The sequence below is a fragment of the Salinibacterium hongtaonis genome, from assembly GCF_003065485.1.
Classification (GTDB): domain Bacteria; phylum Actinomycetota; class Actinomycetes; order Actinomycetales; family Microbacteriaceae; genus Homoserinimonas; species Homoserinimonas hongtaonis.
The window spans coordinates 1,116,705-1,138,375 of record NZ_CP026951.1 but is presented as its reverse complement, the minus strand read 5'-3'; the positions used below and the strand labels follow the sequence as shown (position 1 = coordinate 1,138,375).

General features: G+C 63.5%; 23 protein-coding genes and 1 pseudogene. 6 read left to right on the top strand and 18 right to left on the bottom strand.

What is annotated here, in order from left to right:
- Nucleotides 1-292: 292 nt before the first annotated feature.
- The 6 genes from C2138_RS05565 to C2138_RS13730 all read right to left on the bottom strand — a co-directional run bounded on the left by C2138_RS05565 (nt 293) and on the right by C2138_RS13730 (nt 5,250).
- On the bottom strand, nt 293-1,312 hold the full coding sequence (locus C2138_RS05565; RefSeq protein ID WP_108516169.1) for an NADP-dependent oxidoreductase: 1,020 nt from the start codon (nt 1,310-1,312) through the stop codon (nt 293-295).
- Between the two features lie 124 nt (nt 1,313-1,436).
- The gene (gene sufU / locus C2138_RS05560) at nt 1,437-1,895 is read right to left on the bottom strand and encodes a Fe-S cluster assembly sulfur transfer protein SufU (RefSeq protein ID WP_108516168.1); all 459 of its coding nucleotides are present in this window, start codon (nt 1,893-1,895) and stop codon (nt 1,437-1,439) included.
- A complete protein-coding gene (locus C2138_RS05555) occupies nt 1,892-3,187 on the bottom strand; it encodes a cysteine desulfurase (RefSeq protein ID WP_199220390.1) in 1,296 nt (431 codons plus the stop codon). Before C2138_RS05555 ends, sufU begins: the two co-directional genes overlap by 4 nt.
- A gap of 110 nt (nt 3,188-3,297) precedes the next feature.
- Entirely contained in the window at nt 3,298-3,708 is a 411-nt protein-coding gene (locus C2138_RS05550) for a RidA family protein (RefSeq protein ID WP_199286575.1), read from the bottom strand.
- A gap of 133 nt (nt 3,709-3,841) precedes the next feature.
- Nucleotides 3,842-4,897, bottom strand: a complete 1,056-nt coding sequence (locus tag C2138_RS05545; protein ID WP_108516165.1) for a zinc-dependent alcohol dehydrogenase family protein — start codon at nt 4,895-4,897, stop codon at nt 3,842-3,844.
- Between the two features lie 209 nt (nt 4,898-5,106).
- Complete coding sequence (locus C2138_RS13730) at nt 5,107-5,250, bottom strand: GPGG-motif small membrane protein (protein ID WP_199220388.1); 144 nt, start codon at nt 5,248-5,250, stop codon at nt 5,107-5,109.
- A gap of 150 nt (nt 5,251-5,400) precedes the next feature.
- Between C2138_RS13730 and C2138_RS05540 the strand changes: the two genes are divergently transcribed.
- Nucleotides 5,401-5,673 (top strand): hypothetical protein, encoded by a 273-nt coding sequence (locus C2138_RS05540; protein ID WP_108516163.1) that lies wholly within the window; start codon nt 5,401-5,403, stop codon nt 5,671-5,673.
- On the opposite strand, the gene C2138_RS05535 is transcribed toward C2138_RS05540, so the two are convergent.
- The 4 genes from C2138_RS05535 to C2138_RS05520 all read right to left on the bottom strand — a co-directional run bounded on the left by C2138_RS05535 (nt 5,670) and on the right by C2138_RS05520 (nt 8,194).
- The gene (locus C2138_RS05535) at nt 5,670-6,311 is read right to left on the bottom strand and encodes a TetR/AcrR family transcriptional regulator (RefSeq protein WP_108516162.1); all 642 of its coding nucleotides are present in this window, start codon (nt 6,309-6,311) and stop codon (nt 5,670-5,672) included. The two genes, C2138_RS05540 and C2138_RS05535, sit on opposite strands and share 4 nt — an antisense overlap.
- Nucleotides 6,312-6,341: 30 nt before the next feature.
- Nucleotides 6,342-7,271, bottom strand: coding sequence for a nucleoside hydrolase (locus tag C2138_RS05530; RefSeq protein WP_108516160.1), 930 nt, complete (start codon nt 7,269-7,271; stop codon nt 6,342-6,344).
- Between the two features lie 82 nt (nt 7,272-7,353).
- Complete coding sequence (locus tag C2138_RS05525; RefSeq protein WP_108516159.1) at nt 7,354-7,848, bottom strand: SRPBCC family protein; 495 nt, start codon at nt 7,846-7,848, stop codon at nt 7,354-7,356.
- Nucleotides 7,849-7,861: 13 nt separating this feature from the next.
- The gene (locus C2138_RS05520; RefSeq protein WP_108516157.1) at nt 7,862-8,194 is read right to left on the bottom strand and encodes an ArsR/SmtB family transcription factor; all 333 of its coding nucleotides are present in this window, start codon (nt 8,192-8,194) and stop codon (nt 7,862-7,864) included.
- A 74-nt stretch (nt 8,195-8,268) separates the two neighbouring features.
- On the opposite strand from C2138_RS05520, the gene C2138_RS05515 reads away from it, so the two are divergent.
- Together C2138_RS05515 and C2138_RS05510 are read left to right on the top strand one after the other, a co-directional pair.
- Entirely contained in the window at nt 8,269-10,056 is a 1,788-nt protein-coding gene (locus C2138_RS05515; RefSeq protein WP_108516156.1) for a DEAD/DEAH box helicase, read from the top strand.
- Nucleotides 10,057-10,067: 11 nt separating this feature from the next.
- A pseudogene (locus tag C2138_RS05510) lies at nt 10,068-10,343 on the top strand (VIT1/CCC1 transporter family protein); the annotation flags it as partial.
- 41 nt (nt 10,344-10,384) lie between these two features.
- Here the strand turns inward: C2138_RS05510 and C2138_RS05505 are convergent.
- The gene (locus tag C2138_RS05505) at nt 10,385-11,053 is read right to left on the bottom strand and encodes an NUDIX hydrolase (RefSeq protein ID WP_108516154.1); all 669 of its coding nucleotides are present in this window, start codon (nt 11,051-11,053) and stop codon (nt 10,385-10,387) included.
- 84 nt (nt 11,054-11,137) lie between these two features.
- On the opposite strand from C2138_RS05505, the gene C2138_RS05500 reads away from it, so the two are divergent.
- Both C2138_RS05500 and C2138_RS05495 read left to right on the top strand, forming a co-directional pair.
- Complete coding sequence (locus C2138_RS05500; RefSeq protein WP_108516152.1) at nt 11,138-11,983, top strand: alpha/beta hydrolase; 846 nt, start codon at nt 11,138-11,140, stop codon at nt 11,981-11,983.
- Between the two features lie 31 nt (nt 11,984-12,014).
- Nucleotides 12,015-13,619 carry an amidohydrolase gene (locus tag C2138_RS05495; RefSeq protein ID WP_108516151.1) on the top strand — a complete coding sequence of 535 codons (1,605 nt, stop codon included), beginning with the start codon at nt 12,015-12,017 and terminating at the stop codon, nt 13,617-13,619.
- Between the two features lie 9 nt (nt 13,620-13,628).
- Here C2138_RS05495 and C2138_RS05490 read toward each other — a convergent pair whose 3' ends face one another.
- A complete protein-coding gene (locus tag C2138_RS05490; RefSeq protein WP_108516149.1) occupies nt 13,629-14,138 on the bottom strand; it encodes a flavin reductase family protein in 510 nt (169 codons plus the stop codon).
- A gap of 146 nt (nt 14,139-14,284) precedes the next feature.
- On the opposite strand from C2138_RS05490, the gene C2138_RS05485 reads away from it, so the two are divergent.
- Nucleotides 14,285-14,887, top strand: a complete 603-nt coding sequence (locus C2138_RS05485; protein WP_108516148.1) for a PadR family transcriptional regulator — start codon at nt 14,285-14,287, stop codon at nt 14,885-14,887.
- A gap of 22 nt (nt 14,888-14,909) precedes the next feature.
- Here C2138_RS05485 and C2138_RS05480 read toward each other — a convergent pair whose 3' ends face one another.
- From C2138_RS05480 to C2138_RS05455, 6 genes are all read right to left on the bottom strand, one after another.
- Entirely contained in the window at nt 14,910-15,803 is an 894-nt protein-coding gene (locus C2138_RS05480; protein WP_241961194.1) for a ribokinase, read from the bottom strand.
- A 32-nt stretch (nt 15,804-15,835) separates the two neighbouring features.
- Nucleotides 15,836-17,197, bottom strand: coding sequence for an NtaA/DmoA family FMN-dependent monooxygenase (locus C2138_RS05475; RefSeq protein WP_108516146.1), 1,362 nt, complete (start codon nt 17,195-17,197; stop codon nt 15,836-15,838).
- 103 nt (nt 17,198-17,300) lie between these two features.
- The gene (locus C2138_RS05470; protein WP_108516144.1) at nt 17,301-18,176 is read right to left on the bottom strand and encodes an ABC transporter permease; all 876 of its coding nucleotides are present in this window, start codon (nt 18,174-18,176) and stop codon (nt 17,301-17,303) included.
- Complete coding sequence (locus C2138_RS05465; RefSeq protein ID WP_108516143.1) at nt 18,169-18,975, bottom strand: ABC transporter ATP-binding protein; 807 nt, start codon at nt 18,973-18,975, stop codon at nt 18,169-18,171. Before C2138_RS05465 ends, C2138_RS05470 begins: the two co-directional genes overlap by 8 nt.
- The gene (locus C2138_RS05460) at nt 18,972-20,081 is read right to left on the bottom strand and encodes an ABC transporter substrate-binding protein (protein ID WP_241961193.1); all 1,110 of its coding nucleotides are present in this window, start codon (nt 20,079-20,081) and stop codon (nt 18,972-18,974) included. The genes C2138_RS05465 and C2138_RS05460 overlap by 4 nt, the downstream gene beginning before the upstream one ends.
- Before the next feature lie 263 nt (nt 20,082-20,344).
- Nucleotides 20,345-21,598 carry an MFS transporter gene (locus C2138_RS05455; RefSeq protein ID WP_108516141.1) on the bottom strand — a complete coding sequence of 418 codons (1,254 nt, stop codon included), beginning with the start codon at nt 21,596-21,598 and terminating at the stop codon, nt 20,345-20,347.
- Nucleotides 21,599-21,671 lie beyond the last annotated feature (73 nt).

Below are 21,671 nucleotides of genomic sequence, written 5' to 3'. Positions count from 1 at the left end.
TCTCAGCCCGGCTCACCGGACTCCCGTGTTTTCACCATCAGTCTAGGCCGACTCACGTCGCGGCGCATCCACGGCCTTCGTCACATTTTGGATGCAGTATTTTGCCCACTGGGAAAGCTGAGCCCGCGGGACAATACTGGCGCCATGGAAGCAGCCCTCATCATCGCCCTTGTCGTGATCATCACGCTCGGCGTCATCATCGGTGGCCTCGCCGCGATCCAGTTCGTGCGCAACGCCGGTCATCGGCACTGAACGCCGCGCAGGCAAACCGCCAGCGCATAGCGCCGAGCGCCTAGATGCGCACCACCATCTTGCCCGTATTGCTGCCCCGCATCATGGCCAGGAACGCCTCGGGTGCGTTCTCAATACCGTCAACGACGGTCTCATCAAAGACGACATCCCCGGAGGTGATCCAGGGCGTCATGTCAGCGGCAAACTCCCCAAATAGACGCGAGTAGTGGTTGACCGTGAACCCCTGCAGCGTGAGGCTGCGGCGGATGATGTTGGCCATGTTGCGGGGGCCCGTGGGAGCCTCAGTGGCGTTGTACTGGGAGATCATGCCGCAGATTGCCGCCCGACCTCGGTCCCTCAACGCGCCGAGGGCCGCCTCAAGGTGCTCACCTCCGACGTTGTCGAAGTAGACGTCGATGCCTTCGGGCGCCGCCTCGCGCAGGCGATGCCGCACGGGTCCCTCGTGATAGTTGAACGCAGCGTCGAATCCGTAGCGTTCGCGCAGCATCTGCACCTTGTCGTGCGACCCTGCGGAACCGATGACTCGCGAGGCACCCTTGAGCCGGGCGATCTGACCCACAGCGCTACCGACGGCCCCGGCTGCGCCCGAAACGAAGACGACGTCGCCGGGCGCGAGATGAGCGATCTGCGTGAGGCCCACCCACGCGGTGAAACCCGGCATGCCGAGCATGCCCAAATAGACGGAGGGCGAAACCCCGGGAATCTCGGCGACGGCCCTGAAGTCGGAGGCTGCGCCCTGGGCGATGTCGCGCCAGCCCTGCGAATGCAGGACCACATCCCCGACTCCCAGAGCGTCGGAAGCGGATTCGATGACTCGCCCCACAGCACCGCCTTCCATAACCTCGTCGAGACGGTAGGGAGGGACATAGGAGGGCACATCGTCCATGCGCCCCCGCATATAGGGATCAACGGAGACGAACTCGTTAGCGACCCTCACCTCGCCGGGGCTAAGCGGCGGGAGTTCGGCTGACACCCTCCGGAACGTGGCATCGGTTGGCCATCCCACCGGCCTCTCCGCGAGGTGAATCTGGGTGCTGGTGGCGGGCGCGGACGTGCTCACTGTTCCTCCTCGAACAACAAAAGCAGGCAAGGCATACGGAGTTCATCGACGCCGAAACATACCGGCCAGTCGGTCGTGTAACTCAGCGACCCTACCGCGCCAGCGAGAGTCTTAGGAAGGAGTCTTAGGAAGACTGAGCGCTTGTCGCCTGACGGAGCGCGTCCTCCGCAGCCACCCACGCGAGCATCGCGCATTTGACCCTGGCGATGTAGCGCGAGACTCCGCTGAGCGCTGCGGCATCGCCAAAGACCTCTTCGCTCGGCTCAATCGCTCCCCGCGACCGCATCGCCGTGCGGAACTCGTCGATGCGCTCGGCAAGCACGTCGACGGGCATTCCCTCTCCGACCATCTCGGTGAGCAGCGAGGCCGAAGCCTGCGAGATGGCGCAGCCGTGGCCCTCCCAGCGGAGTGTTGCCGCGCCCGCATCGTCGAGGTGAACCTCGAGGGTGATCTCATCACCGCACGTGGGATTCAGCTGGTGCGAGCTGCCCGCAGCGCCTCCCGCCAATCCGAAGCCAATGGGCGCCCGAGAATGATCGAGGATGATCTCCTGGTAGAGACTTTGCAATTCTGATGAGCTCATGAGCGTGGTCCAAAAAACGTAATGGTGTCGGCGACGCCAGCAAGAAAAACATCGACCTCGGCCTCGGTCGAATAGACGTAGGCGCTTGCCCTGGTCGACGACGTGATTCCCAGCCGACGGTGCAACGGCTGGGCGCAGTGGTGGCCGACGCGCACCGCAATGCCCCTGTCGTCGAGAAACTGCCCGACGTCGTGCGAATGGATGCCGCCGATGTCGAAGCTGGCAATGCCCACCCGCTCGGTTCCCGCAGCCGGGCCCAGAAGGCGAACTCCCTCGATGGCAGCGAGACCCTGAGCTAGGCGAGCCCCGAGGGCAGCTTCGTGCGACTCGATGCGATCCATGCCGATTGCCGAAAGATAGTCGGCGGCTGCGGCGAGAGCGATCGCCTGCGAAACCCGCTGCGTACCTGCTTCGAAGCGCTGGGGGGCGGGGAGGTAGTCAGCCTTCTCCATTGTGACGGTGGTGATCATCGACCCGCCCGTTAGAAACGGCGGCATGGCATCCAGCAGTTCAGAACGACCGTAGAGAACGCCGATGCCGGTTGGCGCGAGCATCTTGTGGCCGGAGAATGCGGCGAAGTCGACATCGAGCGCGGCGAAGTCGATCGCCATGTGCGGCACCGATTGGCACGCGTCCAGCACGACGTAGGCCCCGACAGCTCGGGAACGGGCGACAAGGACATCGACGGGATTAATGCTGCCGAGCACGTTGGAGACGTGCGTGAATGCAACGATCTTGGCCCGCTCGGTGATGATCGATTCGAGGTCGTCCAGTGCGAGAGCCCCGGTGTCGTCAACCGGAATGAAGCGGAGAGTCGCTCCCGTGCGGGCCGCGAGTTCCTGCCACGGGATGAGGTTGGCATGATGCTCCTGCTCGGTGACCACGATCTCGTCACCTTCGGTGAGCCGGAAGCGGGCGGACGCTTCTCCGCCCCGCCCGAGGCTCGCGTTGGAGAAGGAATAGGCAAGGAGGTTGAGCGCCTCGGTGGCGTTAGACGTCCACACGATCTCGTTCTCGCGGGCACCCACGAATCTCGCAACCGTGGCGCGAGCATCCTCGAACGCCTCGGTCGCCAGAGCGGCCAGGGTGTGCGCGCCTCGATGCACGGCCGAGTTGTGTCGCTCGTAATACTCGCGCTCGACATCGAGCACCTGACGGGGCTTCTGCGATGTGGCGCCCGAGTCGAGATAGACCAGAGGATGCCCGTTGACCTGCTGATCAAGCACGGCAAAGTCGGCGCGAATGCGCGCGAGTTCCTCGGCACTCAGCGATGCTGCGCGCTGATTCGACACGGTGGGGACTGACGTTGTGATGGCGTTACCTGCTCTCGGTGCTTCTCCCAGAGTAGAACCGCTCGGTGGGCGGTTCCATTCCGGCGCGCTCCGCAGATTAGTGGATTGGGCTACGCGGCCGATGGCGCGGCACCGATGATGGCGTCGAGCTCGATCTCCACAAGCAGGTCGGGCGCGGCAAGTGCACCAACCTCGACCGCTACGAGGGAGGGGCGGATCTCGCCAAAGATTTCGCCATGAACGGCACCGACGGTGTCGAAGTCGGCGATGCTCGTGAGGTAAACCCGCGTGCGGACGACGTCGCCGAAGGTGGCACCGGCCTGCTCCAAGGCTGCGCCGATGCGGGTGAAGATCTCACGCGCCTGAGCCGCAGCATCCGCCCCGCCCACGGCCCCATCGGGCGAACTTGAGGTGGTGCCAGAGACGAACACGAAGTCACCGGCGCGAACGGCGCGCGAATAACCCACGACGGGCTCCCACGCGGAACCGGACGAAATATTCTGACGGGAGTACGTGCTCACGGAAATCCTTTGCAGTGGGGTGGTTCAGGGCCAACCCACTGTATCGGGAGTCCGATCGGTCCCGGCGCTGCGTCTAAGCGGTGCGCATCACATCTGACCGGTGAGCATTACATCTAAGCGTTGAGCATTACATCTAAGCGTTGAGCATTACCTTGAGCGCCTTGGTCTCTGCGGCCCGTCCAAAGACGTCATAGGCCTCCATGATGTCGCCGAGGGCAAAGGTGTGGCTGATGAAGTGCTCGGCCGGAATCTTGCCCTGCGCGACCAGCTTGAGCAGCGTTCCTAGGGTGTCGGTGTTAACGAGGCCCATGCTGATGACGATGTTCGAGATCCACAGGTTTTGAAGATCGAAGTCCACCGATTTGCCGTGCACTCCCACGTTGGCGACGTGACCGGCCGGACGCACAATATCCAGGCACATCTCAAATGTCTGCGGAACACCCACCGCCTCGATCGCGACATCGACTCCCAGTCCGTCCGTCAGGGCGAGCACCTGCTCCTTCCAGTCAGCAGCACTCGACACGACCCCGTCCGTCGCGCCAAACTTCTTGGCCTGCTCCACACGGTTGGAGTCGAGATCGATGGCGATGACGCGCGACGGCCCATAGAGCCCTGCGGTGGCGATAGAAGCGAGACCGACCGGGCCGGCGCCGACAACGGCGACAACATCGCCTGCCTTGACCGCGCCGTACTGCACGCCGATCTCGTGCCCCGTGGGAAGGATGTCCGACAGCAGCGTTCCCATCTGAGTATTGACCCCCTGCGGCAGTGGATAGACCGAGTTCTCGGCATAGGGAACCCGCACATACTCCGCCTGGGTACCGTCAATGAGGTGACCGAAGATCCAGCCGATGCCCGAAGCGCCTTCTTCGCCTAGACAGTGCGAATAAACGCCCTGCTTGCAGAAGCTGCACTTTCCGCACGCCGAGACGCAGGACAGAATCACCTGATCGCCCACCTTCAGGGTCGTGACAGCATCGCCGATCTCAGTAATGGTGCCAACACCCTCGTGCCCGAGGATTCGACCCGGGGTCACCGCGGGGACGTCACCCTTGAGAATGTGGAGGTCGGTGCCACAGATTGTGGTCGTGTCGATCTTGACGATTACGTCGGTCGGATGGGTAATCTTCGGGTCTGGCACGTCCTTCCAGGACTTCTGACCCGGGCCTTCGTACACAAGCGCTTTCATGATGTCTCCTCAAGCAATAGGCGTTTGCTTCACGCTACGTCCGCCACGGCAGGAGGGAGCGGATGCGCAGGCAATAAACAGCGCGCTCGAAGGATGCGGGTTCCTGCAGGGGATTCGGGCTCCTGCGGGCCTGCGGGGCGAAGCCTTAACACAACAACGCCCCCGGCCGATGCCGGGGGCGTTGGTAGCTCAAATGGCTTAGCGCCAGATCAAGTGAATATGCTGGTTCCGCCCGGACCCACCAGTAGGCCGACGACGATGAGAACGATGCCCCACAGAACCTGTCGGCGGAAGAGCGCGACGATACCGCTAACTACGAGAATTACGGCCAGAATCCACAGGATTACTGCCATGATGTGCTCCGTTCCCCGGCCCCTCGCATTTGCGTCCGACCGGATTGCTGTTGTTGGGAACGTACCCTGACTCCCAGCCAGACCTGGTCTTACTCACAAGAAATTCCCAGCTTCAGGCGCTGGGCCTGCAGAACCGCGACGAAAGGCACCATGAAAACCGCTGACGAGATCGACGAATGGATCACCGACCTGAAAGGCGACGTGAAAGATGCCGCCACCTGGCAACAGGCAGTGGGCGCGAAGGCGGCAATCAAGGCCCTCAAATGGGCGAAAAAAGCAAACGACCCGTTCGAGATTCAGGTGCAACTCAACACCGCCCTCGTAGAGAAGGGCAAAAGCCTCGGAAACGACCCGGCCGGAGTGGCGGCAGCCTCGATCGTCGAAACGCTCAGATGGGTGCTCGACCAGCCGTCCGACGGCTAGCCGCTCACGCCAGGCGCTGGGGCTCGGGGCTGCACCGAGTCTGAAGCCAGATCGTCGACGACTGAGACGACAGCCTGGGCACTGCGCTCGAGAAACGTCACGATCTGCGACGACGGCGTTTCGGTTTCGACCGCGATGCGCACGAGAAGATCCTCCGTGAAAGCCACCCACGATCTCAAGGCCGCACGCAGCAGCGGCGTATCGGCATATCCCAGCTCGATGAAAGCCGCGATCACACGATCCGCCTGCACGGCTCTTGCCTCCTCTATGACCTCCCGCACCTCCGGGGCGCCGCTGGCCACGCCGCGCACGAGCGAATAGAACGTGCCCCTGTGCTCTCGGACGAAGTCGACGATCAGGGAGAGCGTTGCGTGGATGCGCTCCTGCGGATCGAGCCCCGGGCCGGATTCGGTGGCGCGCAGCATGCTGTCTCGCGCCTCGCGTACGATCTCTCGCTGCATGCCCGTCTTAGAGCCGAAATAGTGAAATAGCAGCGCCCGAGACACCCCGGCTGTCGCCGAGAGGTACTCGATACTGAGGGACTCCACCGGGTGTTCGGCGAGGAATGCGACGCCCAGCGCGACGAGCTGCGCACGGCGCTCTTTGGGATCTAGCCGGGTGCGCCGCTCTGTCTGCATTGGGCGAGTATACCGGCGGAGTCTTCGGCGTCAGTGCGCCTGGGCCGCCGCCGAATAGTGGGCAAGAACCATGTCCCAGAACCCATCGACGTCGAGCTCCGTTGGCACGATGGCGTTGGGGTTCGGCGACCGAAAATTCGTGACGGTCATTCCTGCGGTGAAGACACCCTGGGTCTCCACATCCACTCTCGCTGGCGTGCTGCGGAAGAGCTCCGGATGCGTGACATAGGCGATCGCACAGACATCGTGCACCGCCTGGCCACCCCAGTCGGGGTCGAGCGGGTCGGCCCAAAACGTGGAGAGCGGGACGACGAGCTCAGTACCGAGAGTGCCGAGCTCGAGCATGCGGTCCTTGATGGCGCCGGTGACCCTCGCCTGCAGCGTGAGATCGAGCCCCACCATCACGACCTGCCAGTCGGCGGCGAAAACCTCCGCAGCCGCGGCAGGATCGGCATAGACGTTGAACTCGGCCGCTGGCGTCGTGTTGCCTCGCGTGTACGAGCCTCCCATGATCACAAACGACTTGGCCCACTGGGCGACCCTCGGCTCAGCGCGGAGGGCAAGGGCGATATTCGTGAGCGGGCCGATAGCGACGAGGTCGATCTCGCCCGGGTTGCTGCGCAGCAGGTCGATGATGAGGGTCACGGCATCGCGTTCGTCCAGCGGGAGTGCTGCGGCGGGAAGAACGACCGAGCCGAGGCCGCCCGATCCGTGGACCTCGGCGGCGTTTCTCACCTCGCCCTCGAGCGGGCCAGCAGCGCCCGCAGCGACCGGAACGTCGGTGAATCCCAGGTATTCCCGCAACTCAAGTGCGTTGCGGGTCGTGTCGGCGAGTGCCACGTTTCCCCCGACCGTTGTTACGGCTTCGATCACCACGGAGGGATCTGCGTGGGCAAGGAGGAGGGCGAGAGCATCATCGAGCCCTGGGTCGCAGTCGATGATCATCCTGGTCAAGTTCATGGCGTTAAGCCTAGGGTGGCGCGACCGTGTCGAGCGCCGCGCGCCGACGCCTAAGCACGTCGCCGCGCGGCACCCTCCGTCGTTATGCGAACTTTACGGCGAGGAGCTCATCAATCTGGCCGAGGGCCAGCGTCATGCCTTGCTCCATGCCCATGGCCGCGACCTTCTCGAACTCTTCGGCGGTGGCGTAGGTGCCAACTACGGTCATCTTGGTACCGCCCGCAACTGCTTCGAGCGTGACCTCCATGCGGCTCTGAGGCATGTCAGGGTCTGGCTCACCGTCTTCTGCCGCGAAACCATCGATCACCGAGAAACGGTTCGGGGGCTCGACGCTCTCGATTCGCCACCAACCCCCCGCCCGCTCCCCCGTCGGGCCCGTCATGAAGTACCGGGATTCACCGCCTGGTGCGAATTCGTGCCGCACAAACGTTGCTGGCCACGATGGCGGCCCCCACCAGCGCTCGAGCTGGCGCGGGTCTTGCCACACTTGCCACACGCGCTCTACGGGCGCTGAGAACTCGGCAACGAAGGTGAGGGAGTGCTTTTCGACATCTTTGTTCGAGCTGACTACTGGCATGATCGTTCCTCTCTTACTCCTGGGCGAGAATGTCGTCGATGGCCTCTACCCGGTGACGCCAGAGAGCTTCATAAGAATCGAGCAGGTCCCGCGCCCGCCGAAAGGCGTGCGGATTGGGCTGAACAATCTGCTCACGTCCCTTGCGTTTCTTGACTATGAGATCGGCTCGCTCCAGCACGGCAACATGCTTCTGCACTGCCGCGAGGCTCATGTCATAACGCCGAGCGAGCGACGACACAGAGTGTTCGCCATTCGCCGCTCTCGTGACGATGTCGCGGCGAGTCGCATCCGCCAGGGCCTGGAAGATGCGGTCGATCTCGGCACCACGCACGCTATCTACAACCATTTGGTTTCAGATTAGCACCGATTGGCCGCACAGCATAGGTCTCCGAAGAGACTATGAAGGACTACCCTTATCTAATGACGTCCCCCGATAGCACCCCACAGAGCGAGGCAGAACCTGCCGCTGTGACCACCACTTTTTCCGATCTCGGACTCTCCGACGCCGTGCTCAAAGCACTTAAGGATGTCGGATACGAGACCCCGTCGGCCATTCAGGCCGCCACGATCCCCCCGCTTCTCGAAGGCCGCGATGTCGTAGGACTCGCCCAGACGGGAACCGGTAAGACCGCAGCATTTGCGCTGCCCATCCTCTCCCGCCTCGACATCTCGCAGAAGACCCCGCAGGCCCTCGTGCTCGCCCCCACCCGCGAGCTCGCCCTACAGGTGTGTGAAGCGTTCGAGAAGTACGCTGCGCACCTCCGCGGCGTACACGTGCTGCCCGTCTATGGCGGTCAAGGCTACGGCGTGCAGCTTTCTGCCCTTCGCCGCGGTGTGCACGTTGTTGTCGGCACCCCTGGTCGCATCATGGACCACCTGGAAAAGGGCACCCTCGACCTCTCCGAGCTCAAGTACCTTGTGCTCGACGAGGCCGACGAGATGCTCAAGATGGGCTTCGCCGAAGATGTCGAGACGATTCTCGCCGACACCCCGGACGACAAGCAGGTCGCACTCTTCTCGGCCACCATGCCGGCCCAGATCCGCCGCATCTCCGCCAAGTACCTGCACGACCCCGAAGAGATCACGGTCAAGAACAAGACCACGACCTCCGTCAACACGACACAGCGCTACCTGATGGTGTCGTACCCGCAGAAGGTCGACGCCCTCACGCGCATCCTCGAGGTCGAGAACTTCGAGGGCATGATCGTCTTCACCCGCACCAAGAACGAGACCGAGACTCTCGCCGAGAAGCTGAGGGCCCGCGGATACGCTGCGGCCGCCATCAACGGAGACGTGGCCCAGGCACAGCGTGAGCGCACGGTGGAGCAGCTCAAGTCGGGCAAGCTCGACATTTTGGTGGCGACGGACGTTGCCGCCCGCGGTCTTGACGTCGAGCGCATCAGCCACGTCGTCAACTTCGATATCCCTATCGACACAGAGTCGTACGTTCATCGCATCGGACGCACGGGTCGCGCTGGTCGTAGCGGCGCCGCAATCAGCTTCGTAACGCCTCGTGAGCGACGCCTGCTCACGGCGATCGAGCGGGCAACGCGCCAGCCGCTCACCCAGATGCAGCTGCCGAGCGTCGAGGACGTCAACGTCACGCGCCTTACCCGGTTCGACGACGCCATCACGGAAGCGCTGTCGCAGACAGAGCGCATCTCCACGTTCCGCGACATCATCGGGCACTACGTCAAGCACCACGATGTGCCAGAAGCGGATGTTGCTGCCGCACTGGCCATCGTCTCCCAGGGCGAGACTCCCCTGCTTCTCGACCCCAAGGCGGAGCGTCCGCAGCGCGCCGAGCGAGAGACCCGCACCTGGGACCGCGACGAAAAGCCTGAGCGTCGTGCGCGCAACTCCGATTCGTCGCTCGCGCCCTACCGTCTTGAGGTGGGCAAGCGTCACAAGGTTGAGCCCCGGCAGATCGTGGGCGCCCTCGCCAATGAGGGTGGCCTCAGCCGCAACGACTTTGGTGCGATCAAGATCTTTCCCGACTTCTCGATCGTTGAGCTGCCGGCCGATCTACCCCGAGCGACGCTGGATAAGCTCAGCGATACCCGCATCAGCGGCAAGCTGATCGAGATTCGGGCCGACCGCGGCCCGGGTGCACGTCGCTCCGATCGCAGCGAACGCCCCGCTCGCTCCTCGTATGGAGACCGCCCCTCCTATGACGATCGGCCGGCTCGCAAGCCTCGTAACGACTAGCCGAAACCGTCGTGAAGAAGTCCCCAGCATCCGCCCAACCGGGCTCGCGGTTTGCGAACGTGGCCTCGAAGTTCAACTGGCTTCGAGCGGGCGTGCTGGGGGCTAACGACGGAATCGTGTCGACGGCCGCACTCGTCGTGGGTATGGCTGCGGCCACGTCCCAAGTCGGCACCGTGCTCACCGCCGGGGTCGCTGGCCTCATCGCGGGAGCCGTATCGATGGCCCTCGGCGAATACGTCTCCGTAAGCACCCAGCGCGACAGCGAGCTCACAATGATCTCGCAGGAGCCATCGGCTCGCTGCTCGGGACCTCCGTTATCTAACGACCGTCACGGCTCGACTTGGCGCGAGCGGTCCCACGGGATCGTCCACCCGAGTTCCTCGAACATGAGGTCGAGCACAATGGCGGTGAAACCCCAGATGACCCGGTCCTGCACCACGAATGCTGGGCTGCGCATGGTCGACTTCTTCCACACCCGCACAACAGTGGCTCTGTTGGCGGGGTCGAGCAGGTCGGCCACCGGCACGCGAAAAACATCCACGGATTCGCGGCTGTCGACGGCCGCGACCTGAGACGGACGAGTCCACCACGCTGGCACCGGCGTGACCAGGTTGTTGCTCACCACCAGCGGAAGCTCCGGCAGGGTGCCGAGGATCTCTACCCCTGTGGGGTCGAGGCCGGTTTCTTCCACGGCCTCCCGAAGCGCGGTCGCCATGATGTCGGCATCGCCTTCTTCTACCCCTCCGCCGGGAAAGGAGATCTGCCCAGGGTGATGACCCATGCTGGCCGAACGCCGTTGGAGAAGAACGTCGATATCGCCCGCGACCGGGCCCTCTGCCGACGCAGGCACAGCGTCGAGCACTCCGAAAAGCACCAGCACGGCTGAGCGCCGCGCCGCTGAGGGGTCGACAAAGCCCTGAAACGGGGTGAGATCCCACGAGACATTGTCGGCGCAGAGCGCCTTGAGGGCCGCCCTGGCGTCCTGACGTTTCTCCATCTCGCGACCCTATCCGACCGCGCACGGTGTTTCGATCCAGGGGCAGCCATGATGCGTAGGCACGCCCGGGTGCACAATGGGCGCATGCCGCACTTCATTGACTCCTGGGGCGTCCGCATCTACTACCAATCGTGGCGCGTCGACGACCCTCACGCCATTGTGCAGCTCTCCCATGGCGCTGGCGAGCACATTGGCCGCTATACGGAGCTCGTCCGAGCACTTAATAGCGCGGGTTACAGCGTGTGGGCGGATGACCATCGCGGGCACGGTCGCACAGGATTCGAACAGCACGGGGGCGATCTTTCGCGAATGGGTCGACCTGGGCCAGGCGGACTCGATGGCACCATTGCGGCAATAGAGCGGTTCACGGATGTCATCAGGGAGACCGAGGGCGATGTGCCCCTCGTCTACCTCGGCCACTCCTGGGGTTCGCTGATGGGGCAGATCATCATCAATCGCCACGCCGACCGGTACGACGGGGTAGTGCTCTCCGGAACGGCGCATCGCACTCCGCTCGGCATGAACGCAGGCAACCTGAACGCCCGGTTCCGGCACCTCGGGCCATCTCCTGCTGAGTGGCTGACGCGAGACCGCGCCGTGATCGACGACTTCATGCGCGACCCCTACACAACAACGGTTCCCCTAAAAAAGCTCTACGGCTATCGAGACACCCTGCGCCTCTATGGCCGCCCCGCACGAAACCTACCGCCGGAGCTCCCTCTGCTCATCCTGGTGGGCTCAGACGACGCGCTGGGAGGAGAGCAGAGCGCTCTGAGCCTTGCCAAGGACTATTCGGAGCGATCGGGGCTCGTCGACATCAAGATCATCGTCTACGAGGGGGCTCGACATGAGGTCTTCAACGAGATTAACCGCGCCGAAGTGATGGCCGACCTCGTGCTGTGGCTAGACGAGCGTTTCGCAGGCGACTGAGTACGCACTGCAGCGGTGATCGGAGAGAGTCATGGCGACCGTTTATTCGGGACGGATTCACACGCTCAACCCCCACCAGGACGGGGCCATCGACGCTTTTCTGGTCGATGATGACGGACGAATAGCCGCGGTGGGCGAGGCCGACTCCCTGCGCGCCGCTCATCCTGAAGCCGGGCTCCACGCGCTAGACGGCTGGATCATGCCGGGGCTGATCGAGCCGCACGGCCATCCGAGTACCGCGGCTTCTATGCTCTCCGATGATGTGGTGGACATCCGGCCTGTCGTTGTGGACGACCCGCACGACGTGATGAGGATCATCCGCAGCTCCGTTGTCTCCGCGTCGGGCCCGGTCTTTATCAACGGATGGGATCCCCTGCTGCAGCAGGGGCTTCCCTCGCTCGATCTGCGGATGCTCGACCATCTTGCTGGCTCAATTCCCCTGGTCATCCTGCACAATTCCGGCCACGCGGTGTTTTTCAACTCGGCGGCGGCGGCGCTGTCGGGCATCGACCGCTCGACACCAGATCCGCCCGGCGCCCGATTTGGGCGCGACGACAATGGGGACTTGAATGGCTCAGCCTATGAGGCAGGAGCGCTAGGACGACTGCTCGCGCCTATGCTCGAGCGCACCCGGTCTGAGTTCCCGCGCATCTTCGCGGATCACCTTGCCGACCTGTCGTCCCGCGGTTACACGACCGTCGCTGACATGTCGTGGGACCCCGCACTCAATCCCCTCGCCGACAGTCTTCGGGATGCTGGCCGCATCACGACCCGCATCCGCTGGTACGAAGCCTCGCATCCCGGGGCCTCGGTGGGATCGGCAATGCGCAGCGACGACCCGCTCATGCGCCAGGTCGGGGCAAAGATCTGGTCGGACGGGTCCCCCTGGGTCGGCAACATTGCCACGAGTTTTGCCTATCTCGATACCCCGGCAACCCGGCAACTCGGCCTCGAACCCGGTCACAAAGCTCAGGCGAACTTTAGCCCCGAAGAGCTCGCGGCTGTGGCCGCGCCCTACGCTGCAGCGGGGTGGCAGGTGGCCTGTCACGCTCATGGCGATGTGGCGATCTCGCAGACCCTTGATGTGTACGAACAACTCATCGCCCAGCATCAGCTCGACGACCACAGATTTCGACTCGAACACGTCGGAGCCGCGACTCCGGAGCTCTTCCGTCGAGCTGCCGATCTCGGTGTGACCGTGAGCGTGTTCGTCGACCACATCCGATACTGGGGAGAGGTGCTCGTGAACGACCTTTTCGGCGTAGAGCACGGCGGCGCGTGGGCAGACGCCGGGGCGGCATTCGCCGCGGGCCACAGGGTGACGTTCCACAACGATGGATGGGTCACTCCCAACGAACCGTTTCGCAACATGGCCGTGGCCGAGACGCGACAGAGCCGTCACGGCTTCACGATGCCAGGGGGCACGCCGGTCCTGCGGGCACAGGCGCTCGCGGCTCACACCAAGAATGCCGCGTGGCAGCTCTTTAGTGAGCACGAAGTCGGCACACTCACCGTGGGCAGGTTCGCCGACTTCATCGCCGTCGACCGCGACCCGGCATCCGTCGAATCGGAGTCCCTCGGCGACACCCAGGTGCTCGCCACCTATCTCGCGGGCGAGCAGGTGGCCGGCCGATAGAGGGGTTGATTAGGCCACAGGGTGGAGCTCGCGAAAGCGACTCTGGTGAAAGACAAGGGGTTCAACGTCGGCGAAGATCTCGGAGTTCATAACCTCAAGCAGCACAACCTCGTGGTCACCCCCATCGAACGATGACCTCAGCTCGCAGTCGAGCCACAGCGCCGCCCCTTCGATCATTACGGCACCGTATGCGGAGGGCTGCCAGGCAGCGCCATCGAAGCGACTAGTGCCTCGGGAGGCGAGGCTGCGGCACAGCTCTCCCTGATCGGCACCAAGAACGCTGAGGCCCAGACGGGCGCGGCCAGCGAGCACGGGCCAGGTGGTGGATGTGCGGCCGACACAAATTCCCACCAAGGGCGGGTCGAGCGACACCGAGGTGAAGGAGTTGACGGGGATTCCGATGGGATTGCCGTCGTCGTCGAGGGCACAGACCGCCACGACACCCGTAGGGAACAACGAGAATGCTTGCCTCAGACCCAGGTGGATCGGAGTGGGGGTGGTAACAGTCTCAGCCGTCATGCTGGTCTCCCTGGAGTTCCGCATGGGTCACCATCGACCCAGCAACTAGTCAACTTTGATTAGTTAGCTTAAGAATATTGCAGAATGTGGCCAGCCACAAGCATTCGCTACCCGCTGGCCGTGCGGCGTGTCTTACGATGAGAGCCATGTCGACCATCACGCGCCTTGTCGTGCTCGGAGCTGTCCGTCAGTTTCAGCCGGTGCACGGCTACTTTCTGCGCCGCGAGCTGCTCACCTGGCACGTCAACGAGTGGGCGAACATTCAGCCGGGGTCGATCTATAACGCGCTGAGATCGCTCAAGAAAGACGGTTACGTCGCTGAGCAGGGAACCGAGTCGGAGGGCAACCGACCCGAACGCACGACCTACAGCATCACACCAGAGGGTGAAGTCGAGTTTCTGCGGATCTTGCGGCGGGTTCTCTGGACGGTCGAGACGTTCGACATGGCGCCCGTCATGGCGCTGACCTCGTTCATGTATGTGCTCAGCCGGCAAGAAGTCATTGATGCGCTGCACCATCGGGTGAGCGAGATCGACGCCAAGATCGTGAGCAACACCTACAACATCGACGATGTGCAGCGCTCCCCCTCGACGCCGGCCTACGTTCGCGAATTCTTCGAACTCTCGACGAATCGACTCCGCGGAGAACAGCAGTGGGCCAACGACCTGTGCACTCGACTCGAAGCAGGCGAATACACCTTTGCCGACGACAGAGATGGCGCGCAGAAAGAAGAAGCGATTTCTCGCTAGTCGCTGCGGCTCGGTTCTGCGGCTACGTTCTGGTCGCCACGAGACGGTCGATTGCCTCGGGCGACAACTCCGTGGTCTGAGCGCCCAACTGCGTCGCCACAATGGCCCCGGCCGCTGATGCCCGCTGCATCGCGGCAGGAATGTCGAGCCCACTGCTGATGGCTGCAGCGAATGCCCCGCAGAATGCGTCCCCTGCACCGGTCGTATCGACGGCATCCACCGAGAAGGACCGAACATCCACCCGCATGCCGTCCCTGGTCACCCAGAGCGATCCCTCAGAGCCGAGGGTGACGATTACCGACCCGGGGCCATCGTCGGTGCCGAGCATGCGATCGACACCACCCAGAGCATCCGCCTCCGTCTCATTGACGATGAGGATGTCGACCTGGGAGAGCATGGAATCGGTGACGCCGGCAGGTGGAGCCGCATTAAGAATAGTGACGGCCCCTAGGCGACGCCCGGCGGCAAGTGCCGCCTCGGCGGTAGCCGATGGGATCTCCAACTGCACGAGGACCACCGCAGGGGTCTCCTGCGCCTCGACAGCCTCGACGGCCGGAGCGGCGCTGAGCGCACTGTTGGCGCCGGGCGAGACGATGATCGAGTTGCCCGATCCCGGCAGAATCGCCACATGGGCGAACCCCGTTAGTTCCGACTCGTCAACCGTGAGGTGCGACGCATCGAGGCCGGCCTCGACCAGTGCGGCCCTCAGATAAGCGCCATCGCCATCGTCGCCGACGCGGCCACAGAATCGAGTGGTTGCCCCTGATCGTGTGGCCGCGACGGCCTGATTGAATCCTTTGCCACCGGGCAAACGGTGAGTCGACTCCGCCAGGAGGGTCTCCCCCACCTGGGGAGAGTGCCGAATGTGCACCATCAGATCGAGATTGATGCTTCCGACTACGCAGACCTGTCCCACGAATGACTCCCGTTCTCGCCAAGCTCGATTCGTTATCGGCCCTGCTCCGAATTTACCCGGTATGTAGCACCCGGATGATCGGCCCCCAGCGTGGGGGCCTCTGCCCCGAGCAGCCGTTCGCGGAGCGACGCGGCCTTCGGCTCTGAGTCGATAGCTCCGCGCTCGCGCAAGATGGGCAATACCTGCTCGATGAAGTCGATCGTCGACCCCGGCTGGATGATGGGCGTGAGCAAGAAGCCGTCCAGGTCGGCTCCGTCGGTGATGGCGATGAGCGCGTCGGCGACATCCTCCGCAGTTCCGATGACGGGCTTGCTCCGCACGCCGTTGGCATGCCACTCGGCGAGCACGTCACCGACGGTGCGATCACCGAACCGCGAGATCTGAGTCTGCGACAGCTCGGTGTGCAAATCAGACATGGGGGTTGTCGGGTCATACGACGAGAGATCAAGACCCGTGAACATGGCATATGACGCGACGGCTACCTCGGGTGACTGCGCGTCGAGCACCTGCTGGTACTTGCGCTGCGCCTCCTCTCGGGTGGGCGCGACAACGCAGGAGAAGGCCACCATGAGCTTGATTGACTCGGGCGCGCGGCCCGCGGCTGCGGCCTCAGCGCGGATGCTCGTGACCTGCTCGGCGAGCTTGTCGACCGATCCGCCCCCCAAGAAGATGCACTCACCGTGCTTGCCCCCGAACTGGCGGCCCCGGTCAGAAGACCCAGCCTGGAACAGCACGGGCGTGCCCTGCGGGGAGTAGGAGGAGTTGCTGTAACCGCGCGAACGAAAGTACGGGCCGTCGTGCTCGATGCGGTGCACCTTGGCGGGGTCGGCAAACCGGCCGTTCTTATCGCGCTCGAGAGCATCCGGCTCCCAGGTGCCCTCCCACAGCTTGTAGACGACCTCCATGAAGTCGTCGGCCATGTTGTAGCGCTCATCGTGCGGGACCATAGGAACGCCGAAGGCCTCGACGGCCGTATCGGCGGTCCCGGTTGTGACGACGTTCCAGCCGATACGGCCGCCCGAGAGCTGGTCGAGAGTCGACATGCGCCGGGCAAATGAGTAGGGCTGTTCCAGCAGCGTCGAACCGGTGATCACGAGACCAAGCCGGGTCGTCTCGGCAACGAGAGCTGCGGCCACGATCGCGGGGTCGAGGCGGGGCAGGTCGAGCCCCTCTTCTGAGCTGATTGCGGGCCGAACACCGTTGACCTCAGACCAGCCCCAGGCGTCCGCCAGAAAGACGAAGTCAAAGCCCGCGTCCTCGCATGTCGTGGCGATGTTTCGCCAGTAGTCGAGGTCGTCGTAGTGATCCCGCTGATTCTCGGGGTGGCGCCAGGTTGCGGTGCCGGAGTCGTTCGCCTGAGCGTTTTCGAACAGGCCAAAGCGGAGCTTCTTCATGTCTTGCCCTTCTTGCCCCAGTGTTTTGGGGTTTGTCGGTAGAGGTGTCACGCGGCCACAGCCACGGATAACGGTGATTGCCGGTGGGAGCGGCGCGATGCCGCTAGCGGGCGACGATGTCGCCGTCGCTCCACCACAGAACGCGCTTTCGCACGACAGCGAGCATCGAGACGATCGCAACGCCCATAACGCACAGCAACAGGATGCTTGCCCAGGTGACGGGCAGATTGGCCTGCGCAGCGGAGATCGTGACGAGCGAGCCGAGGCCTGCCTGCTGCCCGGCGGCCACAAACTCGGCAACGGCTGCACCGACCACGGCCATCGGCAGTGCGACCCTCAGGCCGGCGAAGACGAACGGCATGCTGCCCGGAAAGCGCAGATCCCTGAAGATCTCCCAGCGGCTCGCATGCAGAGTGCGCATCACGTCGAGGGTGCGGCCATCAACATCCCGAAGCCCTGCGAGCGAATTGACGAGCATGGGAAAGAACACGACAAGTGCCGTGACGATGTACTTGGGCATCATGCCGAAGCCGAAGGCAACGACGAGCGCCGGGGCGATCGCCACGATCGGCGTGACCATGATCACGACGAACAGCGGCATGACTGCCCGCTCCATGAACCGGAACTCCGCCATCACAACGGCGAAGAGGAATCCGGCCAGGATGCCCGCGATAGCCCCGATGACCACCTCTTGAAGCGTTACCAAGAAATTGGTCCAGTACATCGACGGGTCCTTGGCCAGACTGCCGAGGATCGCGTCGATCGTGGGGATTACATAGGGGTTGGCGTAGGCGAGGATCTGCCATACCGCGCCGGCGATGATGAACGTGAGCAGCGGAGGAAACCAGATCCTCCAGTTCACCGATGCGCGAACGTCGGTATTAGAGGGCAGCCAACGACTCTGTTTCGTCGCGGCGCGCGCCTCAGAGGTGGCGATCGATTCCGTCGCCGACTCCGGGGTGGTTCTGATTTCAGACATGGGTCTCCCCCATTACGTTCCTCAGGGTTGTGCGCACAACGCCCTCCAGGTCGCGGAACTCGTCGGTGGCATAGACATCCTCTGTGCGCGGACGCGGCAGGGTGACATCGATGATCTCGGCGATGCGCCCCGGGTGCGCCGCCATCACGACAATGCGATCCGAGAGCATGATCGCCTCGGGAACCGAGTGGGTGACGAACAGCACTGCCTTGCGGTTGGACTGCCAGAAGTCGAGCAAGCCGAGACGCTGCTTGTCACGGTTCATCTCGTCGAGAGCGGAGAACGGTTCATCCATGAGCAGAACGCTCGGGTCGAACACGAAGGCCCTGGCGATGGCGACCCGCTGCTGCATTCCACCGGAGAGCTGCGACGGATACTTGTCCACCGCTGCGCCGAGGCCGAAGCGGTCAAGAATCTCCCGCGGGTCCCGGAGCGTGCGCCCCGTGTTCGCTCCGCGGTTGACGTTCATGGGGAGCGCCACGTTGTCGAGCACGGTTCGCCACGGCAATAGGGCGGGCGACTGCGGAACAAGACCAATCATCTTGTTCTTGGTCGCCGCCTTGACGGTGCTGCCGTCGACCGTAACCGTGCCGGAATCGGCCGGGGTGAGCCCGGCGATGACCTTGAGAAGCGTGGATTTGCCACACCCGCTAGGCCCGATTACCGAGACGAACTCCCCCATGCGAATGGAGAGGCTCACATTGTCGAGCACGGTGGTGCGGGCGTCGCCGGTGCCATAACTCTTGGAGACGTTAGAGACCTCGACGCCGCCCGTCACCGTGAGGAGAGGCGAACTCATTTGCCTGGCCAGATGAGGGCGCCGTCGTCGTACAGGGCTGCGACCAGTTCGGTGTCCATCATCTCGGAGAGAGCCGGGAGCGTGTCGATGCCGCCGTAGCGCTTGACGAGCTCGTACTCGGGCTCCCACTGCTCTTCGGTCTGCATGCCCGGGGCGAGATCGGGGTTGCTCGTGACCCAGCCGGACTCCACGGCCCACGTGCGAGCGAGCTGGTCGCGCGGGAACGCCGAACCCTGGTTATTGTCTTCTGCGAGCTTGGCGATCATGTCGATGCACTCGTCGTGATCGTCGAGGCAGAACTCCAGCGCCTTGAGGCTGGCGCGCATAAAGTCAGATACGACCTCACGGTTCGCGGTCAGGAACTGGGTGTTGACCTCCATCACGTTGTACGTGCCCTCGACGCCTTCATCGGCGGGCATGAACTCGCTGAAGGGCAGGCCCTGGGCCCTAAGCGACTCCGGCTGGTTCGAGGCGTATCCGACGATCGCGTCGACCTGCCCGCGCGTGACGACGGTGGGGTCGTAGTTGGTCATCTTGATCAGCTCGACCTTGCTGACATCGACACCGGCGTTGTCGAGCATCGCCGAAGCGATCGGGGTGAGGTTGATGAAGTATCCGAGCTTCTTGCCCTCAAGGCCCTTGAGGCTGGTGACAGCCTCGTTGGCGAAGATGGAGAACGGCGAAACGCTGCCGTAGGTGGCAATAGCCGTGAGATTCTTGCTGTTCGCTGCGGCGAGCATCACATCGGATGCCGAGCCCAGGGCAGTGAACTGCGCCTGACCCGAGGCCACGAGCTGCTGGCCGTTGGCCCCCGATGCGTTGATCTCCACGTCGAGACACAGCGCATCAAAGTACCCGAGCTCCTCGGCGAGGAACACATCGAGCTGCCCAGCGCTGGCAGAGTAGCCATAGCCTGAGATGTAGGTGATCGTGCCTGCGTCGCGGTTGCGCTCGCAGTCCGACTGGCTGATGAGAACGTCGTCGTTCTGTGCAGCGGGAGGAGTCGCTGAGCCACCGGCACAGGCGCTGAGCATCATGGCGGCCGCAAGGGCCCCTACGCTCAGGAATGTGCTGCGGCGAGCGCCCTTATCAAGAAGAATAGTCACGGGAGTTTTGCTTCCTTCCTTGGCCTGGTCCGTCGTTGGATGGCCTAGTCAAATTAGCATAATCAATCTTGAATACACAAGGCCGATATAGCGCGGGGCGCTACCGACCGAGCGGCGCGTCCAACAACGGATGCAGGTGCCGAGTAACGAGCGCAACCGCCGCCTGAATTGCTGCGGCCTCGAGCGCCTCAGCAATTGAAGCACCCTTCAGCCAGATCCAACGACATACGCTCCCCCGCCCCCGTGGCGCGATGCTATCCCGGCTAGTCGCGCTCAGCTTCTGACCGCGCCGTATCAGCCGGCTCATTCTGGCGACGGCTGGCAAGCATGAGGGGAACCCCGATCAGTTCGACAACCCCACCGATCACAAGCGAGGTTCCGTAGCTCCACACATCGGCGGCTCTACCGAGCCCCGGCTGGATAACGACACCACCGAGGCTTGCGAAGAGTGAGTCGAACGACAACACCGTTGCCCTCTGCTTGGACGGGATCATGTCATTGAGATAGGCCTGGCGCACGGGCTCGGCGACAGCAAAGACAAACCCCCACAGCACCAACAACACAACTGCGACCCAGAAGACCGAAATCAGGCCGAGCGCGATCAGCACCACGACGCTGCCGATGGATGCCGCAATCACCGTGGTCGTGCGCCGGCGAAAGAGCACCCTGATGCGCGGGGCAAGAATGCCGCCCGCGATCTGGGCGAGCGAGAGCACGGCCGCCGCCAGGCCGGCGATGGCGTAGGCGGATGGATCGCCAAACAGTTCGAGCAGGTACGGCTGCAGAGCATAGAAGGCATAGATACCCACCCCCGACGCGAAGGGTGCCGAAAGAATGAGGTAGCGCACTGACTTCTTGCGGAGCCCGTGGTCGATCGACTGCGTGAGCACATGCCGCGTCGCCGCGATTGGACCCCTGGACCGATCGGGGGTGAACCCGAGATCGCGCATGACGAACGCGGCAAAGACGAGCATGAGAACAAGGACTGCCGCTCGCAGCAGAAACGGCACCCCCAGGTTCGTCACCTGTGCCACAACTCCGCCAAGAACCGAGCCCGCAAACATGGCGATCCCCGTAACGACAAGTCCTCTGCCGAACACGGCCTCCATTGCCCCCGTATACCCCGTATGGGTGAGCGCGTCGACGAGCCAGGCTTCAACAGCGCCCGAGAAGAAGGTGAAACCCAACCCCAGGAGAACGGAGACCACGGCCCACCAGATAAACGGCGCATGCCATACCCACAGCATCCAGTAGAGGAACGTGGTTGCCGCCAGCGTTATCGTGCCGAGCAGGTATGACGCTTTACGGCCAAGGGTGTCAGCAACGACCCCTGTAGGTATCTCGAAGATCACCATGCCCGCCGTGAAGAACGCATTCGCCGCGAACGCCTCAAAGTTGGTGAGCCCGGCATCCAAAAGAAAGAGGGTATTGATGCCCCAGATGAAGGATGCGGCGAGCGTGTTGCCCAGCAGGAGAGTGAGGTAGACACGCTGAATGCGCCGCGCTGCCGCATTCATGACGCGCGACCCGCCGGCGTGCCCCGATGCGTCACACGAGCAATGATGTGCCCGGCCAGGCCGGATGGCAACA

Excerpts from the sequence above, each read along its gene's own strand:
- C2138_RS05475 (WP_108516146.1), bottom strand. The coding sequence starts at position 17,197 with ATGAAGAAGCTCCGCTTTGGCCTGTTCGAAAACGCTCAGGCGAACGAC.
- C2138_RS05515 (WP_108516156.1), top strand. The coding sequence starts at position 8,269 with ATGACGTCCCCCGATAGCACCCCACAGAGCGAGGCAGAACCTGCCGCT.
- sufU (WP_108516168.1), bottom strand. The coding sequence starts at position 1,895 with ATGAGCTCATCAGAATTGCAAAGTCTCTACCAGGAGATCATCCTCGAT.
- C2138_RS05485 (WP_108516148.1), top strand. The coding sequence starts at position 14,285 with ATGTCGACCATCACGCGCCTTGTCGTGCTCGGAGCTGTCCGTCAGTTT.
- C2138_RS05490 (WP_108516149.1), bottom strand. The coding sequence starts at position 14,138 with ATGACGGCTGAGACTGTTACCACCCCCACTCCGATCCACCTGGGTCTG.
- C2138_RS05500 (WP_108516152.1), top strand. The coding sequence starts at position 11,138 with ATGCCGCACTTCATTGACTCCTGGGGCGTCCGCATCTACTACCAATCG.
- C2138_RS05545 (WP_108516165.1), bottom strand. The coding sequence starts at position 4,897 with ATGAAAGCGCTTGTGTACGAAGGCCCGGGTCAGAAGTCCTGGAAGGAC.
- C2138_RS05535 (WP_108516162.1), bottom strand. The coding sequence starts at position 6,311 with ATGCAGACAGAGCGGCGCACCCGGCTAGATCCCAAAGAGCGCCGTGCG.
- C2138_RS05525 (WP_108516159.1), bottom strand. The coding sequence starts at position 7,848 with ATGCCAGTAGTCAGCTCGAACAAAGATGTCGAAAAGCACTCCCTCACC.
- C2138_RS13730 (WP_199220388.1), bottom strand. The coding sequence starts at position 5,250 with ATGGCAGTAATCCTGTGGATTCTGGCCGTAATTCTCGTAGTTAGCGGT.
- C2138_RS05465 (WP_108516143.1), bottom strand. The coding sequence starts at position 18,975 with ATGAGTTCGCCTCTCCTCACGGTGACGGGCGGCGTCGAGGTCTCTAAC.
- C2138_RS05470 (WP_108516144.1), bottom strand. The coding sequence starts at position 18,176 with ATGTCTGAAATCAGAACCACCCCGGAGTCGGCGACGGAATCGATCGCC.
- C2138_RS05495 (WP_108516151.1), top strand. The coding sequence starts at position 12,015 with ATGGCGACCGTTTATTCGGGACGGATTCACACGCTCAACCCCCACCAG.
- C2138_RS05530 (WP_108516160.1), bottom strand. The coding sequence starts at position 7,271 with ATGAACTTGACCAGGATGATCATCGACTGCGACCCAGGGCTCGATGAT.
- C2138_RS05540 (WP_108516163.1), top strand. The coding sequence starts at position 5,401 with ATGAAAACCGCTGACGAGATCGACGAATGGATCACCGACCTGAAAGGC.
- C2138_RS05520 (WP_108516157.1), bottom strand. The coding sequence starts at position 8,194 with ATGGTTGTAGATAGCGTGCGTGGTGCCGAGATCGACCGCATCTTCCAG.
- C2138_RS05455 (WP_108516141.1), bottom strand. The coding sequence starts at position 21,598 with ATGAATGCGGCAGCGCGGCGCATTCAGCGTGTCTACCTCACTCTCCTG.
- C2138_RS05505 (WP_108516154.1), bottom strand. The coding sequence starts at position 11,053 with ATGGAGAAACGTCAGGACGCCAGGGCGGCCCTCAAGGCGCTCTGCGCC.